Below are 11,860 nucleotides of genomic sequence, written 5' to 3' on the forward strand. Positions count from 1 at the left end.
GCGTTCCCGATCGCGCGTGCCTGCATCTAGGCACGCACTCCATCAGCGGCAATGGCCGGGCTGCGGCCACCATAAAGCCTATCTATCTTGTAGAGTTTGGCCGGGTCGGTCATGTTCGATTATGAAAGGAATTTCATGCCCGACTTATCCAGCCTCGATCTCGCGCAAGTCCTGCCGTTCGTCCTGATCGGTTTCGCCGCGCAGGTGGTCGACGGCGCGCTCGGCATGGCGTTCGGCGTCATCTCGAACACCGCGCTATTGTGGATCGGCGTTCCGCCTGCCGCGGCGTCTGCCGGGGTGCATACGGTCGAAGCCTTCACGACCGCCGTGTCCGGGATCAGCCATGTCGCGCACCGCAACGTCAACTGGCGGCTGTTCTTCCGCATCATGATCCCCGGCGTGATCGGCGGCGTGCTCGGCGCCTATGTGCTGTCGAACATCGACGCCGCCGTCGCCAAGCCTTTCATCCTCGCCTATCTGGTCGCGATCGGCGGCTATCTTCTGTGGCGGGGCCTGCGTTATCCGCCGACCCAGCGCGAGCCCAAGGTGGTCGAGCCGCTGGGGCTGGTCGGCGGCTTTCTCGACGCGGCGGGCGGCGGCGGATGGGGCCCAGTGGTGACGTCGAACCTGCTGGTGCAGGGCGCATCCCCGCGTACCACGATCGGATCGGTCAACACCGCCGAGTTCTTCCTGACGGTGACGATCTCGGTTACCTTCCTGACCCAGCTCGGCTGGGCGGCCTTCACCATGGCGACGGTCGGGCTGCTGATCGGCGGCGTGCTGGCGGCGCCGTTCGGCGCGATGCTGGCCAAGCGGGTGCCCGCCAAGACGCTGATGCTGCTGGTCGGCACCGTCCTGATCGTGACCAGCCTGTTCGGCTTGTGGCGCGCGCTGCACGGGTAAGCTAATCGCCGCCAATGGCCGCGACCTATCTGCCCACGCTGAAGCAGCTCCAATACCTGGTGGCGCTGCGCGACCACGGCCATTTCGGCCGCGCTGCGGAGGCGTGCTTCGTCACCCAGTCGACGCTGTCGGCCGGCCTGCGCGATCTGGAGACGCTGATCGGCGTCGTGCTGGTCGAGCGGACCCGCCGCGTCGTCCGCTTCACGCCGCTGGGCGAGCGGATCGTCGCCAAGGCGCGCAAGGTCCTGCGCGAGGCGGAGGAGTTGGGCGACATGGCCCGCGCCGCCGGCCGCCCGCTGACCGGCGAGATGCGAATGAGTGTGATCCCGACCATCGCCCCCTTCATGCTGCCGCGCATCCTGCCCCGGCTGCGCGCCGACTATCCCGAACTCCGCCTCTTCCTGCGCGAGGAATCGAGCGCGCAGGCGTGCGAGGGGCTGCACGCCGGGCGCACCGACTGCGTCCTCCTCGCCCTGCCTTTCGGCTGCGGCGAAGTCGCGACCGCGCCGCTGTTCGACGACCGGCTGTTCGTCGCCTTCCAGACCCGAGGCGACGAGCCCGCGCCCGCCACCATCGACGCCGACGCGATCGACGCCGCCAGCCTGCTGCTGCTGGAGGACGGCCACTGCCTGAAGGACCACGCGCTTGCCGCCTGTAACCGGCCGGAATTGCGCGCGGAGGCGACGATGCTCGGCACCTCGCTCCACACCATCGTCCAGATGGTCGACAATGGTCTGGGCGTGACCGTCCTGCCGGAAATGGCGCTGAAGGCCGGCATCCTCGATCATACCAGCATCACTGCCCGGCCGCTCGCGGCCGACAATGCGGTGCGCAGCGTCGCCCTGGTCTGGCGCCGCGCCTCTCCGCGGGAGAGCGATTTTCGCCTGCTGGCGGGCGTCCTGGCGGAAATCAACTAGGCTCGGCGCGGGGGCGGTCGGGCGGCGCGCGGGAACCATCTGCCTCACCGCGCGTGAATGACAGGCAATTCATAAGCCGGAGTAACGCGATGCGTTCGACTGTTTTCCTGACCCCCGCCCTCCTTGCCGCGACCCTCGTGGCGGTCCCTGCCGCCGCGCAGACGGGCGCCCCCACCACCCAGACGCCGGCGGCCAACTCCGGCGTCGTACCGCCCGGCGCGCCCGGCACCGCTGCGCCGGCGATCGGCACGCCGCCCGCGCCCGCGACGACGACGCCCGCCGCCTCCACCACCATCGCCGCCGCGATCGCCGCCTCGCCCGACCACAAGACGCTCCAGCGCCTGATCGTCGCGGCCAAGCTGGAGCCGACGCTGTCCGGCCCCGGGCCGTACACGGTCTTCGCGCCAAAGGACTCGGCCTTCGCGCTGCTGCCCGCCGGCACGCTCGACACGCTGCTCGCTCCGGCCAACGTCGCCAGCCTGACCACGATCCTGAAGAACCATGTCGTCGCGGGTGCGATGACGTCCGACCAGCTGCGCGCCGCGATCACCTCCGGCGGCGGCAAGGCGACGCTCGCCACGCTATCGGGCCAGTCGATCACCGCCTCGCTGGAAGGACAGGCGATCCTCTTGACCGACGCAGTCGGCAACAAGAGCTATATCGACAAGCCGGACCTGAAGCAGAGCAACGGCGTGATCCACTCGACCAACGGCATCAGCCTGCCTAAGCTCGGCTGAGGTGAAACGGGGCGGTCACGGCCGCCCCGTTCGTCATGCCAATTACCAACGTCGCGCCGCCACCTCGTCGGTGTCCCGCGCCTCGACCCAGGTCCCGTGCCCCCCGCGCACCTCGCGTTTCCAGAACGGCGCATCAGTCTTCAGCCGGTCGATCAGGAAGGCGCATGCGTCCAGCGCCGCGCCGCGATGCGGCGCCGCGGTTCCGACGAACACGATCCGCTCCCCCGCCCGCATCGGCCCGACCCGGTGGACGATCGTCGCCCCGGCCAGCGACCAGCGCGTCACCGCTTCGTCCGCCAGCGTCCTGAGTGCTGCCTCGGTCGCGCCGGGATAATGTTCCAGCTCCAGTGTCTCGACCGCGCCCTCGGCACCCGCGTCGGCGCGCACCAGCCCGGTGAAGCTCGCCACCGCCCCTGCGCCCTCCCGCTCGATCAGCGCAAGCTCGGCCGCCACGTCGATCGGCTCGCGGTCGACGACGACGCGGATCATCCGCCCGTCACCGGCGGAAAGATCGCCACTTCGCCGGCACTGCCAAAGGCCGTGTCGAGCGGCACGAACGCCTGATCGACCGCGGCGCGCAACCGCCCGCGATCGGCAAAGGCCTGGGCATGTCCGTCGCTGCGCATCGCCAGCCAGTCGACCAGTTGCGCGACCGTCGTGACGCCAGCGGGCGGCTCGACCAGTTCCTCGCCGCAGCCGACCCGCTCGCGCACCCAGGCGAAGTAGAGCATCCGCACCGCCATGCGCGTCAGTCCATGTGCTTCAGGCCGACGCGCAGGTAATCCCAGCCCGTCACCAGCGTCAGCACCGCCGCGCCCCACAGCGCCGTCAGCCCGACCGTCGCGATCCACGGCGCCGACGGCACCGCTCCGCCCAGGATCAGCGCACCGAGCGACACCAGCTGCAGCGTCGTCTTCCACTTGGCCAGCTTCGACACGGGCATCGAGACATGCAGCGGCGCCAGGAACTCGCGCAGACCCGACACCGCGATCTCGCGCAGCAGGATCACCAGCGCCGCGATCAGGTGCAGCCCGGCAATGTCGCGCGTGCCGACCAGCATCAGGATGACGGCCGCGACCATGATCTTGTCGGCGATCGGGTCCAGGAAGATGCCCAGCCGCGACACCGCGCCGTTGGACCGCGCCAGATAGCCGTCGAAATAATCGGTGATGCCCATCAGGCAGTAGAGCGCGAAGGCGATCCCGTATCCCAGCGCCCAGCCCGGCCACCACAACAGGCCGACGAGCAGCGGCACCGCGACGATGCGCGACAGGGTCAACAGGTTGGGCAGGCTTAACATGATGCTGCCACCCCTATCCCGCCAAGCGCCGGGCGGGAACCCCGCGCGACAGGGCGGCGGGATCGGACGTTGGCAGGTCGGGCGGGCTGGTCTACAAGCGCCCACGGTATACGGCATCAAGGCCATGTCATGATTAATGCGTTGGGGCTGCTGAAGCGGCGTCGCTTCCTGCCCCTTTTCGTCACCCAGTTTCTCGGTGCGTTCAACGACAATCTGTTCAAGACGTCGATGGTGTTGTTCGCGACCTACGCGATCTTCAACGACGCGGCGAAGGAAGCCAATTTCAACGCGCTGGCGACGGGGATCGGCATCCTGCCCTTCTTCCTCCTGTCCGCGCTGGCCGGGCAGCTCGCCGACAGCCACGACAAGGCGCGGATCATCCGCATCGTCAAGGCGGCGGAGATCGCGATCATGGCGGTCGGCGCGACCGGCCTGATGCTGGCGCGCGGCGGCTTCATCAATGCCGGGCTCGCGATGATGCTGGGCGCGGTGCTGCTGCTGGGTATCCACTCGACCTTCTTCGGGCCGATCAAATACGCCATCCTGCCCCAGCATCTGGCCCCTTGCGACGTGCTGGGCGGCACCGGGCTGGTCGAGGCGGGGACGTATCTCGCGATCCTGGCGGGCACCGTGGTCGCCGGCTGGATTCCGATCGAGGGCGCGGCGGCGACCGTGCTCGCCATTGCCGTGATCGGCTGGCTGGCCGGACGACAGGTCCCTCCCGCCCCGCGCGAAGGGCCGCCGCTGAAACTGAACTACAATCCGCTGACCGCATCGTGGCGGCTAATCTCGGCGACGATGCACATTCCGCGGTTGTTCCTGGCAATCTGCGCGATCAGCTTCTTCTGGACGATCGGCTCGGTCCTCATCATCGTCTTCCCGCCGCTGGTGAAGAACGTGCTGACCGCCGACGAGCGGGTCGCCAGCGGTGTGATCGCGGTCTTCTCGGTCGGGGTCGCGATCGGGTCGGTCATCATCAACACGATGCTGAAGGGGCGGATCTCGGCCCGCTACGCCCCCGCCTCCGTGATCGGCATGGGGATATTCGTCGTCCTCTTCTCGATCCTGGCGCGCAACTGGCAGTCGGCGCCGGCGGGGCAGTTGCTCGGCTGGTCGGCCTTCATGGCCCATCCCGGCGCCCTGGCGGTGCTCGCCACGCTGCTGGCGATCGCGGTGACCGGGGGCATGTTCGTCGTGCCGCTCTACGCCTTCCTGACCACGACGGTGGAGAAGGATCAGACGGCACGCACCGTCGCGGCGAACAATGTCGTCAACGCCGGCGCGATGACGATCGGCGCAATCGTGGTGCTGTTCCTGACCACTGGCCTGGGTGTCTCGTCGGAGAACATGCTGCTGGTGGTCGCGGGCATGTGCCTGATCTCTGCCGGCATCGCCCAGCGCCTGCACCGCGTCTGCGACCGCGAGGATGCGTGCCTTCCCTGCGGATAGGCTTGCCCCGCTCCCTGCTCCCGCAAAGGCCGATCAGAAGATAAAGCTGTAGAAGCAGACGAAGAACGCCGCGAAGCTCAGTGCGAACAGCTTGAGATCCTGATCGTCCTCGCGCGTCGCGGGTAGCGCCTTCACCGGCGGCAAGGCGCGGCGCAGCGGATGGCGGGCACCCTCGTTGGTCAGGACCAGGCGTCGGGTCAGGTGGGTCGTGGACATGCCGCCATTAACGTCCCGTTAGGCATTCGGCGCCAGCACGTATGATGGTTAATCGCTGTGCCGATCCGATACAGCGATCCGATATGTGCCAAGATGGCAGATCGCCAGACGCGACAATGCCGCCCCGCGGGAGTTCAAGCGGAGCGGCATCGCGACGACGCCCTCGCGCAAGGGTATCGTGAAGGCCCGTCTCGCCGCGTCTACCCCCATACATGCGGCGACCGACCTGGGCCGACTCGAAACCTACGCCGTCGCAGGCCGCGTCGCCATCCCCATCAGAGTCCCGATCCGGGTCAGAGCCGCGTCGCGAGCAGTGCCGCCAGCGCCTCGCAACCCGCTGCATCATCGGCATCGAAGCGCACAGGCGACGGGCTGTCGAGGTCGATCACCCCCAGCACCGCATCGTCGCGGACGATGGGCACCACCAGCTCGGACCGGCTCGCCGCGTCGCAGGCGATATGCCCCGGAAAGGCGTGGACATCGGCCACCAGCTGCGTCGCCCGCGTCGCCGCGGCGGTGCCGCACACCCCCTTGCCCAGCGGAATGCGGATGCACGCCGCCTTGCCCTGGAACGGCCCCAGCACCAGCTCGCCGTCGACCATCCGGTAGAAGCCGGCCCAGTTCAGGTCGGGCAGATACTGCCACAGCAGCGCCGCGGCGTTGGCCATGTTGGCGATGGCGTCCGCCTCGCCCGCCGTCACCGCGTCCATCGCCGCCAGCAGGTCGCGATATAGTTCGGCCTTGGAGCCGGCGGTCACATCGAATGCGTACATCAGTCCACCTTTATCCGGCCGCGCCCCGCCTTCACGGCGCTGCGGCCCTTCTTCTCGTCCACCCGCCGTGCCTTGGCGGCCCTGGACGGCTTGGTCTTAACCCGGCGCGCCTCGCGCTCGCTCGCCTTGGTGAGCAGTTCGGCCAGCCGCTCGCGTGCGTCGGCGCGGTTCGCCTCCTGCGTGCGATAGCGCTTGGCGTTCAGCACCAAGGTGCCGCCCGCGGTCAGCCGGCTGCCCGCCAGCAGCTTCAGCCGCCGAAACGTCTCGGGATGCAGCCCCAGCCGGTACACGTCGACGCGCAGCTGGCACGCGGTCGCGACCTTGTTGACGTTCTGCCCGCCGGGACCGGTCGCCGCGAGGAAGCGTTCCTCCAGCGCGTCCTCGGGCACCGTGACGGTCATCGCCAGTCGCCGAACCGTTCGGGCAGCGGCGCCTCCGCGCGGATCGGGTCCTTGCCCGCGCGCGGCACGACCAGCTCGGCGGCGTGGAGCATCATGCCCTCCTTGGCCGCGCGGCCATAGACCGGATCGCCGACCACCGGCGCGCCAAGCCCGCTGGCGGCATGGACGCGGATCTGGTGCGTCCGCCCGGTCGCCGGCCGGAACTCGACCAGCGTCCGCTCCCCTCGCGATTCCACCGCGCGCCAGGCGGTGCGTGCCTGCTTGCCCTGCGGATCGGGCACGATCCGCCAGCCCGCCTCGGCGGTGCTGGTCTTGCCCAGCGCCAGCGCGATCTCGCCCTCGCCCTCGACCACGCCGTCGAGCACCGCCAGATAGCGTTTCTCGACCAGCCCGCCCTCGAACGCCTGCTGGAAGCGCGCCTGCGCCTTGGGATTACGCGCCAGCAGCAGGCAGCCGCTGGTATCGCGGTCCAGCCGGTGCACCGCACTGGGCCAGCGCCGAAAGCCGAAGCGCAGCGAATCGAGATGATTCTCCAGGCTGATCGAACCATCACGCGGCGGATCGACCGGCAGCCCGGCGGGCTTGTCGATCACCAGGGCCTCGCCATCGAGGAACAGGACGCGGTCACCATGCATGCCGCGCTCCTTGCCACCGCGCCGCCCCGCATGCCAGAGGCATGGGCGCGATGCTCGCCCTTCTCCTCGCCCAGCTTGCCGCCGCGACGTCGAACGACGGCCGCGTCCTTGGTCACTTTCCCTATGGCGACGCCGCGCCCGGCGATCTGGCCGAAGCGCCCGCAGGCTTCGCACTCCATAGCTGCCGCGTCCGGCGCGATGTGCTGCCCGACCTTCAGCGCCTGATCGCCGCCGCGGCGACCGATCCGGCCGTGGGCGGCACGATCCGCGGCCTGTCCTGCCACCGCTCGATTCCGCGCCAGGGCGGCGTGTTCGCCAGCGGCGGCCAGGGCGACGCGGCCGAGCGTGCCATCTCGGTCGCCCCGCCCGGCCATACCGAGCACAGCACGGGCTATGCCATCGACTTCGCCGTCCGCCCCTCGCCGGGCTGCCCCGACGCGGAGGCCTGCATGGCGGCAACGCCGGCCGCGCGCTGGCTGGTCGTCAACGCGCCGCGCTTCGGCTTCGAACTCAGCTTTCCGCCAGGCAATCGCCAGCAGGTGAAGTGGGAGCCGTGGCACTGGCGCTGGGTCGGCACACGTGCCGACGCGCCCGGCGCGGCCCGCGCGCGCTTCATCTTCGCCAAGGCGCGGGCGGCATTTCCCGCCGATCCCGGCATCTACCCGCCGCTGCGCATCGTCCTGACCGCCCAGCCACAACCGCCGGTGCAGGCAGTGGTGCCTGCGGTAAAGAAGAAGCGCCGGCGGCGTTAGTCCCGGGGAAAGCCGTCATTCTCGCGCAGGCGGGAATGACGGTCAGAGGCTTTTACCCCGCCAGCTTCGCGGCCGTCTCGGCGATCCGCTTGCCCTGATAGCGCGCACCCGCCAGTTCCTCCTCGTGCGGCTGGCGGCTGCCGTCCCCGCCGGCGATCGTCGTCGCGCCATAGGGAGAGCCACCGCGCACCTCGTCGACGCCCATCTGCCCCTGGAAGCCATAGTCCAGCCCGACGATCGCCAGCCCGTGGTGCAGCAGGTTGGTGATGATCGAGAACAGGGTCGTCTCCTGCCCGCCATGCTGGCTGGCGGTGGAGGTGAAGGCACCGCCGACCTTGCCGACCAGCGCGCCCTTCGCCCACAAGCCGCCGGTCGTGTCCCAGAACGCCGCCATCTGGCTGGGCATCCGGCCATAGCGGGTCGGCGCGCCGACGATGATCGCGTCATAGTTCGCCAGCGCGTCCGGCCCCTCGATCTCGGGATGGGCGGTGTCGGTCTTGAAGTGCGCGGCGGCGACGATCTCGGCCGGCGCGGTCTCGGCGACGCGGCGGATATCCACCTCGGCTCCGCCGGCGCGCGCACCCTCGGCGATGGCGTCGGCCATCTGCTCGATATGGCCGTAGGACGAGTAATAGAGGACGAGAACCTTGGTCATGGAAAGCTCCTGAAGAATGGCGTCCGCTACCCGACGCTGGCCGGGTAGCGGTTGGAAGTCGGTGTTATGCCGCGTCGACCAGCACGATCTCCGCATCCTCGGTCGCGACGATCGTGTAGGTTCCGGCCGACAACGCCGCACCGTCGCGGGCGTTCACCGCCTCGCCGTCGATCGCGACCGCGCCGGTCGCCGGGACCAGATAGGCGTGGCGACCCGCACCGACGACGTGCGTCACCTGCTCGCCGGCCTTCAGTGTCGCCGCCAGCACCCGCGCCTCGGCCCGGATCTTCAGCGCGTCGGCATCCTCGGCGAACCCGCTGGCCAGCACGGTCAGCTGCCTGGACCGTTCGCCCCGGGGGAACGGCTTGGCGCCCCAACTCGGCTCGCCGCCACGGGTCGTCGGCTCGATCCAGATCTGGAACAGCGTCGTCGGCTCGGCCTCGACATTATATTCGGCATGGCGAACGCCCGATCCGGCACTCATCACCTGCACGTCGCCCGCCCCGGTGCGGCCGGTATTGCCGAGCGAGTCCTGATGGGTGATCGCGCCGCTGCGGACGAAGGTGATGATCTCCATGTCGCGATGCGGGTGCGGCGGAAAGCCCGAATTGGGGGCGATCACGTCGTCGTTCCACACCCGGATCGCGCCCCAGCCCATCCGGTCCGGATCGTGATAGGAAGCGAACGAGAAATGATGCCGCGCGTCCAGCCAGCCATGGTTCGCATGGCCCAGGCTGGCGAAGGGACGACGGTCGATGCGGGTCTTGGTATCGAGCATGGGAAGCCTCCTGTTCCTGTTGCTACCAAGATAGGCGCGCGATAGGTCGCGTAAACGGAAACGATGGAATAGGATCGTTTCCGATCTTGAGCCGGAGGTTCGTTCGATGCGCCTGCCCGATCTGGAAGCCTGGGCGGTCTTCGCCGCCGTCGCCGACCGCCAGTCGTTCAGCGGCGCGGCCGAGAACATCGGACTGAGCAAGGCGACCGTGTCGAAGATCATCGCCCGGCTGGAGGCGCAGCTGGGGCAGTCGCTGTTCCACCGCACCTCGCGCCGGCTGGCGCTGACCGAGGCGGGCCGCCCGCTCGCCGAACATGCCCGCCGCATGGTCGCGGAGGCGCGGGCGGCGGAGGAGGCGGCGCGCGACGCCGCCAGCTCCCCATCCGGCACCGTCCGCCTCGCCGCACCGATGAGCTTCGGCATCGCCAATGTCGCGCCGCTGGTCGCCGAGTTCCTCGTCCGCAATCCGGCGGTCGATATCGATCTGCACCTGTCCGACGCGCGGGTCGACATCGTCGCGGAGGGGTTCGACGTGGCGTTGCGCATCGGCGATCTGGCCGACAGCTCGCTGCGCGCGCGTCGGCTGTGCGACATCGCCACCCATATCGTCGCCGCCCCCGCCTATCTCGCGGCCGCCGGCGTGCCGCAGGACGCCGCCGCACTCGCCCATCACCGCCTGCTCCGCTACGCCAACGTCACCGGCAACTGGCGCTTCCACGGGCCGGGTGGTGCCGAGGTGTCGATCCGGCCGGACGGGCCGCTGATCGCCAACAGCGGCGACGCGCTGGTCCCGGCGCTCCTCGCCGGACTCGGCATCGCGCCGCTGCCTGGCTTCATCGTCGGGCCGCACATCGCCACCGGCGCGCTGGTCGCGATCCTGCCCGACTGGACACCGCCGCCGGTCGGTCTCCACCTGCTGACCCCGCCCAGCCCCTTGCGCCCCCAGCGCGTCGAGGCGCTGATCGCCTTCCTCGCCGAGCGGCTGCGCGACCCGTGCGCGGAGGCTGTCGCGAGGAGAAGCGATCTGCCATCGTCGCCGGATGTCTGACGCCCCCTGCTGCGCCCTCCCCCTGTCCGTGCTCCCGCGAAGGCGGGAGCCCAGTGGCTTGGGCCGCGCGGGACGGCACTGGGTCCCCGCCTGCGCGGGGACACGAGAGAGCCATAGGGCATGACCGACCTGCCGCCCCCACCCCGCCCACGCCTCGCCCCGGACGCCGACGACGCGCGCTTCATCCGCCGCGTCGTGCTGGTCCTCGTCATCCTCGCAGTCGCGGCGGCGCTCTATCGCGCCGGAAACCTGCTGATCCTCGCGTTCGGATCGGTGCTGGGCGCGATCGTCATCCACGCCGTCGCCGACCTGTACCGCGACCATCTCGGCGCCTCGCGCAAGTTGGGGCTGGGGCTCGGCTACGCGACCGTGCTCGGCATACTCGGCTTTCTCGTCTGGCTGTTCGGCGTCGAGTTCCGCCAGCAGGTCAACGTCCTCATCACCCAACTGCCCCACCTGCTCGACCAGCTCGACGCCTGGGCCTCGCGCTCGCCGGTCGGTGCCAAGATCGCCGATGCGGTGCGCCAGGCCTATGCCGGCAGCCGCGCCGCGCAGGACGTCGGCGGGCTGGTGACCGGCGGCGGCGAGTTCATCCTCAACTGCCTGCTCCTCCTGATCGGCGCGCTGTTCATGGCCGGCGACCCGAAGGTGTACGAGCGCGGGCTCCTCCTCCTCGTCCCGCCGTCGAAGCGCCCGGCGTTCGAGGATGCGCTGTTCGACGTCGGTCGCGTGCTGCGCCTGTGGCTCGGCTCGTCCCTGATCCTGATGACCAGCATGGGCGTGCTGATCGGCGCCGGACTGTGGTTTGCGGGCGTCCCTTCGGCCGCCGCGCTCGGCCTGCTGGCAGGGCTGTCTGAGTTCATTCCCTATGTCGGGCCGACAGCGGCAATGATTCCGGCGCTGGGTCTCGCCGCCACCGTCGGCACCGGCCCGATCATTGGCGCGCTCGTCACCTATGCGGTCGTGCGGCTGGTCCAGACCAACTTCATCACCCCTTATGTGCAGCAACGCGTGATCTCGATCCCACCGGCGATCACCGTATTCGCGATCATCGGCATCGGTGTCGTGTTCGGTCTGTTCGGCCTGTTCTTTTCGGCCGCGCTGCTCGTCGTGATCTTCACGCTGGTGCGGAGTCTCTACTTGCGCGACGTGCTCGGCGAAGACATACCGCGCGCCGAGCATGACCGGCTGCTGCCGCCCCGCAACCATCCCGGCCCACGCACTTAACCCCGAATTAACCTTTTGCCTTCAGAGCTTCTGTGGTTAATGAATCGGATCGCCGGCCGGGGAATGGCG

Annotated in this window: 16 protein-coding genes; 7 read left to right on the forward strand and 9 right to left on the reverse strand. The window is 69.4% G+C overall.

Going from position 1 to position 11,860, the window contains the following annotated elements; translation table 11 throughout:
- Positions 1 to 135: 135 nt before the first annotated feature.
- The 3 genes from Q5H91_RS05215 (at position 136) to Q5H91_RS05225 (ending at position 2,557) form a co-directional block, all read left to right on the forward strand.
- Positions 136 to 903, forward strand: a complete 768-nt coding sequence (locus tag Q5H91_RS05215; RefSeq protein ID WP_305172157.1) for a sulfite exporter TauE/SafE family protein — start codon at positions 136 to 138, stop codon at positions 901 to 903.
- 14 nt (positions 904 to 917) lie between these two features.
- On the forward strand, positions 918 to 1,820 hold the full coding sequence (locus Q5H91_RS05220; RefSeq protein ID WP_305172158.1) for a hydrogen peroxide-inducible genes activator: 903 nt from the start codon (positions 918 to 920) through the stop codon (positions 1,818 to 1,820).
- 89 nt (positions 1,821 to 1,909) lie between these two features.
- Entirely contained in the window at positions 1,910 to 2,557 is a 648-nt protein-coding gene (locus Q5H91_RS05225) for a fasciclin domain-containing protein (protein ID WP_305172159.1), read from the forward strand.
- 42 nt (positions 2,558 to 2,599) lie between these two features.
- Here Q5H91_RS05225 and Q5H91_RS05230 read toward each other — a convergent pair whose 3' ends face one another.
- From Q5H91_RS05230 to pgsA, 3 genes are read right to left on the reverse strand one after another with little or no spacing between them, the layout of a single operon-like run.
- Complete coding sequence (locus Q5H91_RS05230; protein ID WP_305172160.1) at positions 2,600 to 3,046, reverse strand: molybdenum cofactor biosynthesis protein MoaE; 447 nt, start codon at positions 3,044 to 3,046, stop codon at positions 2,600 to 2,602.
- Positions 3,043 to 3,300: a molybdopterin converting factor subunit 1 gene (moaD, locus tag Q5H91_RS05235; protein WP_305172161.1), complete on the reverse strand. Its 258-nt coding sequence runs from the start codon at positions 3,298 to 3,300 to the stop codon at positions 3,043 to 3,045. Before moaD ends, Q5H91_RS05230 begins: the two co-directional genes overlap by 4 nt.
- 5 nt (positions 3,301 to 3,305) lie before the next feature.
- The gene (gene pgsA / locus Q5H91_RS05240) at positions 3,306 to 3,857 is read right to left on the reverse strand and encodes a CDP-diacylglycerol--glycerol-3-phosphate 3-phosphatidyltransferase (protein ID WP_305172162.1); all 552 of its coding nucleotides are present in this window, start codon (positions 3,855 to 3,857) and stop codon (positions 3,306 to 3,308) included.
- A gap of 129 nt (positions 3,858 to 3,986) precedes the next feature.
- Between pgsA and Q5H91_RS05245 the strand changes: the two genes are divergently transcribed.
- A complete protein-coding gene (locus Q5H91_RS05245; RefSeq protein WP_305172163.1) occupies positions 3,987 to 5,306 on the forward strand; it encodes an acyl-[ACP]--phospholipid O-acyltransferase in 1,320 nt (439 codons plus the stop codon).
- Between the two features lie 33 nt (positions 5,307 to 5,339).
- Here Q5H91_RS05245 and Q5H91_RS05250 read toward each other — a convergent pair whose 3' ends face one another.
- The 4 genes from Q5H91_RS05250 to Q5H91_RS05265 form a co-directional block, all read right to left on the reverse strand.
- The gene (locus Q5H91_RS05250; protein ID WP_305172164.1) at positions 5,340 to 5,522 is read right to left on the reverse strand and encodes a hypothetical protein; all 183 of its coding nucleotides are present in this window, start codon (positions 5,520 to 5,522) and stop codon (positions 5,340 to 5,342) included.
- A gap of 293 nt (positions 5,523 to 5,815) precedes the next feature.
- Positions 5,816 to 6,295 carry a free L-methionine (R)-S-oxide reductase MsrC gene (gene msrC, locus Q5H91_RS05255; RefSeq protein ID WP_305172165.1) on the reverse strand — a complete coding sequence of 160 codons (480 nt, stop codon included), beginning with the start codon at positions 6,293 to 6,295 and terminating at the stop codon, positions 5,816 to 5,818.
- A complete protein-coding gene (arfB, locus tag Q5H91_RS05260) occupies positions 6,295 to 6,696 on the reverse strand; it encodes an alternative ribosome rescue aminoacyl-tRNA hydrolase ArfB (protein ID WP_305172166.1) in 402 nt (133 codons plus the stop codon). Before arfB ends, msrC begins: the two co-directional genes overlap by 1 nt.
- Positions 6,693 to 7,331: an RluA family pseudouridine synthase gene (locus Q5H91_RS05265; RefSeq protein WP_305172167.1), complete on the reverse strand. Its 639-nt coding sequence runs from the start codon at positions 7,329 to 7,331 to the stop codon at positions 6,693 to 6,695. Before Q5H91_RS05265 ends, arfB begins: the two co-directional genes overlap by 4 nt.
- Before the next feature lie 50 nt (positions 7,332 to 7,381).
- On the opposite strand from Q5H91_RS05265, the gene Q5H91_RS05270 reads away from it, so the two are divergent.
- The gene (locus tag Q5H91_RS05270) at positions 7,382 to 8,083 is read left to right on the forward strand and encodes a M15 family metallopeptidase (protein ID WP_305172168.1); all 702 of its coding nucleotides are present in this window, start codon (positions 7,382 to 7,384) and stop codon (positions 8,081 to 8,083) included.
- Positions 8,084 to 8,135: 52 nt separating this feature from the next.
- Here Q5H91_RS05270 and wrbA read toward each other — a convergent pair whose 3' ends face one another.
- The gene (wrbA, locus tag Q5H91_RS05275; RefSeq protein WP_305172169.1) at positions 8,136 to 8,738 is read right to left on the reverse strand and encodes an NAD(P)H:quinone oxidoreductase; all 603 of its coding nucleotides are present in this window, start codon (positions 8,736 to 8,738) and stop codon (positions 8,136 to 8,138) included.
- 64 nt (positions 8,739 to 8,802) lie between these two features.
- Positions 8,803 to 9,516, reverse strand: a complete 714-nt coding sequence (locus tag Q5H91_RS05280) for a pirin family protein (protein ID WP_305172170.1) — start codon at positions 9,514 to 9,516, stop codon at positions 8,803 to 8,805.
- A 106-nt stretch (positions 9,517 to 9,622) separates the two neighbouring features.
- Here Q5H91_RS05280 and Q5H91_RS05285 point away from each other — a divergent pair, with 106 nt between their 5' ends.
- Positions 9,623 to 10,564 (forward strand): LysR family transcriptional regulator, encoded by a 942-nt coding sequence (locus tag Q5H91_RS05285; RefSeq protein ID WP_305172171.1) that lies wholly within the window; start codon positions 9,623 to 9,625, stop codon positions 10,562 to 10,564.
- Positions 10,565 to 10,684: 120 nt separating this feature from the next.
- The gene (locus Q5H91_RS05290; RefSeq protein WP_305172172.1) at positions 10,685 to 11,791 is read left to right on the forward strand and encodes an AI-2E family transporter; all 1,107 of its coding nucleotides are present in this window, start codon (positions 10,685 to 10,687) and stop codon (positions 11,789 to 11,791) included.
- The last annotated feature ends 69 nt before the right edge of the window (positions 11,792 to 11,860 follow it).

Origin of the sequence: Sphingomonas aurea, assembly GCF_030678875.1 — a bacterium.
Taxonomy (GTDB): Bacteria; Pseudomonadota; Alphaproteobacteria; order Sphingomonadales; family Sphingomonadaceae; genus Sphingomonas; species Sphingomonas aurea.

What these genes read in the sequence shown, in the direction of transcription:
- Q5H91_RS05215 (WP_305172157.1), top strand. Translation starts at nt 136, where the DNA reads ATGCCCGACTTATCCAGCCTCGATCTCGCGCAAGTCCTGCCGTTCGTC.
- Q5H91_RS05220 (WP_305172158.1), top strand. Translation starts at nt 918, where the DNA reads ATGGCCGCGACCTATCTGCCCACGCTGAAGCAGCTCCAATACCTGGTG.
- Q5H91_RS05225 (WP_305172159.1), top strand. Translation starts at nt 1,910, where the DNA reads ATGCGTTCGACTGTTTTCCTGACCCCCGCCCTCCTTGCCGCGACCCTC.
- Q5H91_RS05230 (WP_305172160.1), bottom strand. Translation starts at nt 3,046, where the DNA reads ATGATCCGCGTCGTCGTCGACCGCGAGCCGATCGACGTGGCGGCCGAG.
- moaD (WP_305172161.1), bottom strand. Translation starts at nt 3,300, where the DNA reads ATGGCGGTGCGGATGCTCTACTTCGCCTGGGTGCGCGAGCGGGTCGGC.
- pgsA (WP_305172162.1), bottom strand. Translation starts at nt 3,857, where the DNA reads ATGTTAAGCCTGCCCAACCTGTTGACCCTGTCGCGCATCGTCGCGGTG.
- Q5H91_RS05245 (WP_305172163.1), top strand. Translation starts at nt 3,987, where the DNA reads ATGATTAATGCGTTGGGGCTGCTGAAGCGGCGTCGCTTCCTGCCCCTT.
- Q5H91_RS05250 (WP_305172164.1), bottom strand. Translation starts at nt 5,522, where the DNA reads ATGTCCACGACCCACCTGACCCGACGCCTGGTCCTGACCAACGAGGGT.
- msrC (WP_305172165.1), bottom strand. Translation starts at nt 6,295, where the DNA reads ATGTACGCATTCGATGTGACCGCCGGCTCCAAGGCCGAACTATATCGC.
- arfB (WP_305172166.1), bottom strand. Translation starts at nt 6,696, where the DNA reads ATGACCGTCACGGTGCCCGAGGACGCGCTGGAGGAACGCTTCCTCGCG.
- Q5H91_RS05265 (WP_305172167.1), bottom strand. Translation starts at nt 7,331, where the DNA reads ATGCATGGTGACCGCGTCCTGTTCCTCGATGGCGAGGCCCTGGTGATC.
- Q5H91_RS05270 (WP_305172168.1), top strand. Translation starts at nt 7,382, where the DNA reads ATGCTCGCCCTTCTCCTCGCCCAGCTTGCCGCCGCGACGTCGAACGAC.
- wrbA (WP_305172169.1), bottom strand. Translation starts at nt 8,738, where the DNA reads ATGACCAAGGTTCTCGTCCTCTATTACTCGTCCTACGGCCATATCGAG.
- Q5H91_RS05280 (WP_305172170.1), bottom strand. Translation starts at nt 9,516, where the DNA reads ATGCTCGATACCAAGACCCGCATCGACCGTCGTCCCTTCGCCAGCCTG.
- Q5H91_RS05285 (WP_305172171.1), top strand. Translation starts at nt 9,623, where the DNA reads ATGCGCCTGCCCGATCTGGAAGCCTGGGCGGTCTTCGCCGCCGTCGCC.
- Q5H91_RS05290 (WP_305172172.1), top strand. Translation starts at nt 10,685, where the DNA reads ATGACCGACCTGCCGCCCCCACCCCGCCCACGCCTCGCCCCGGACGCC.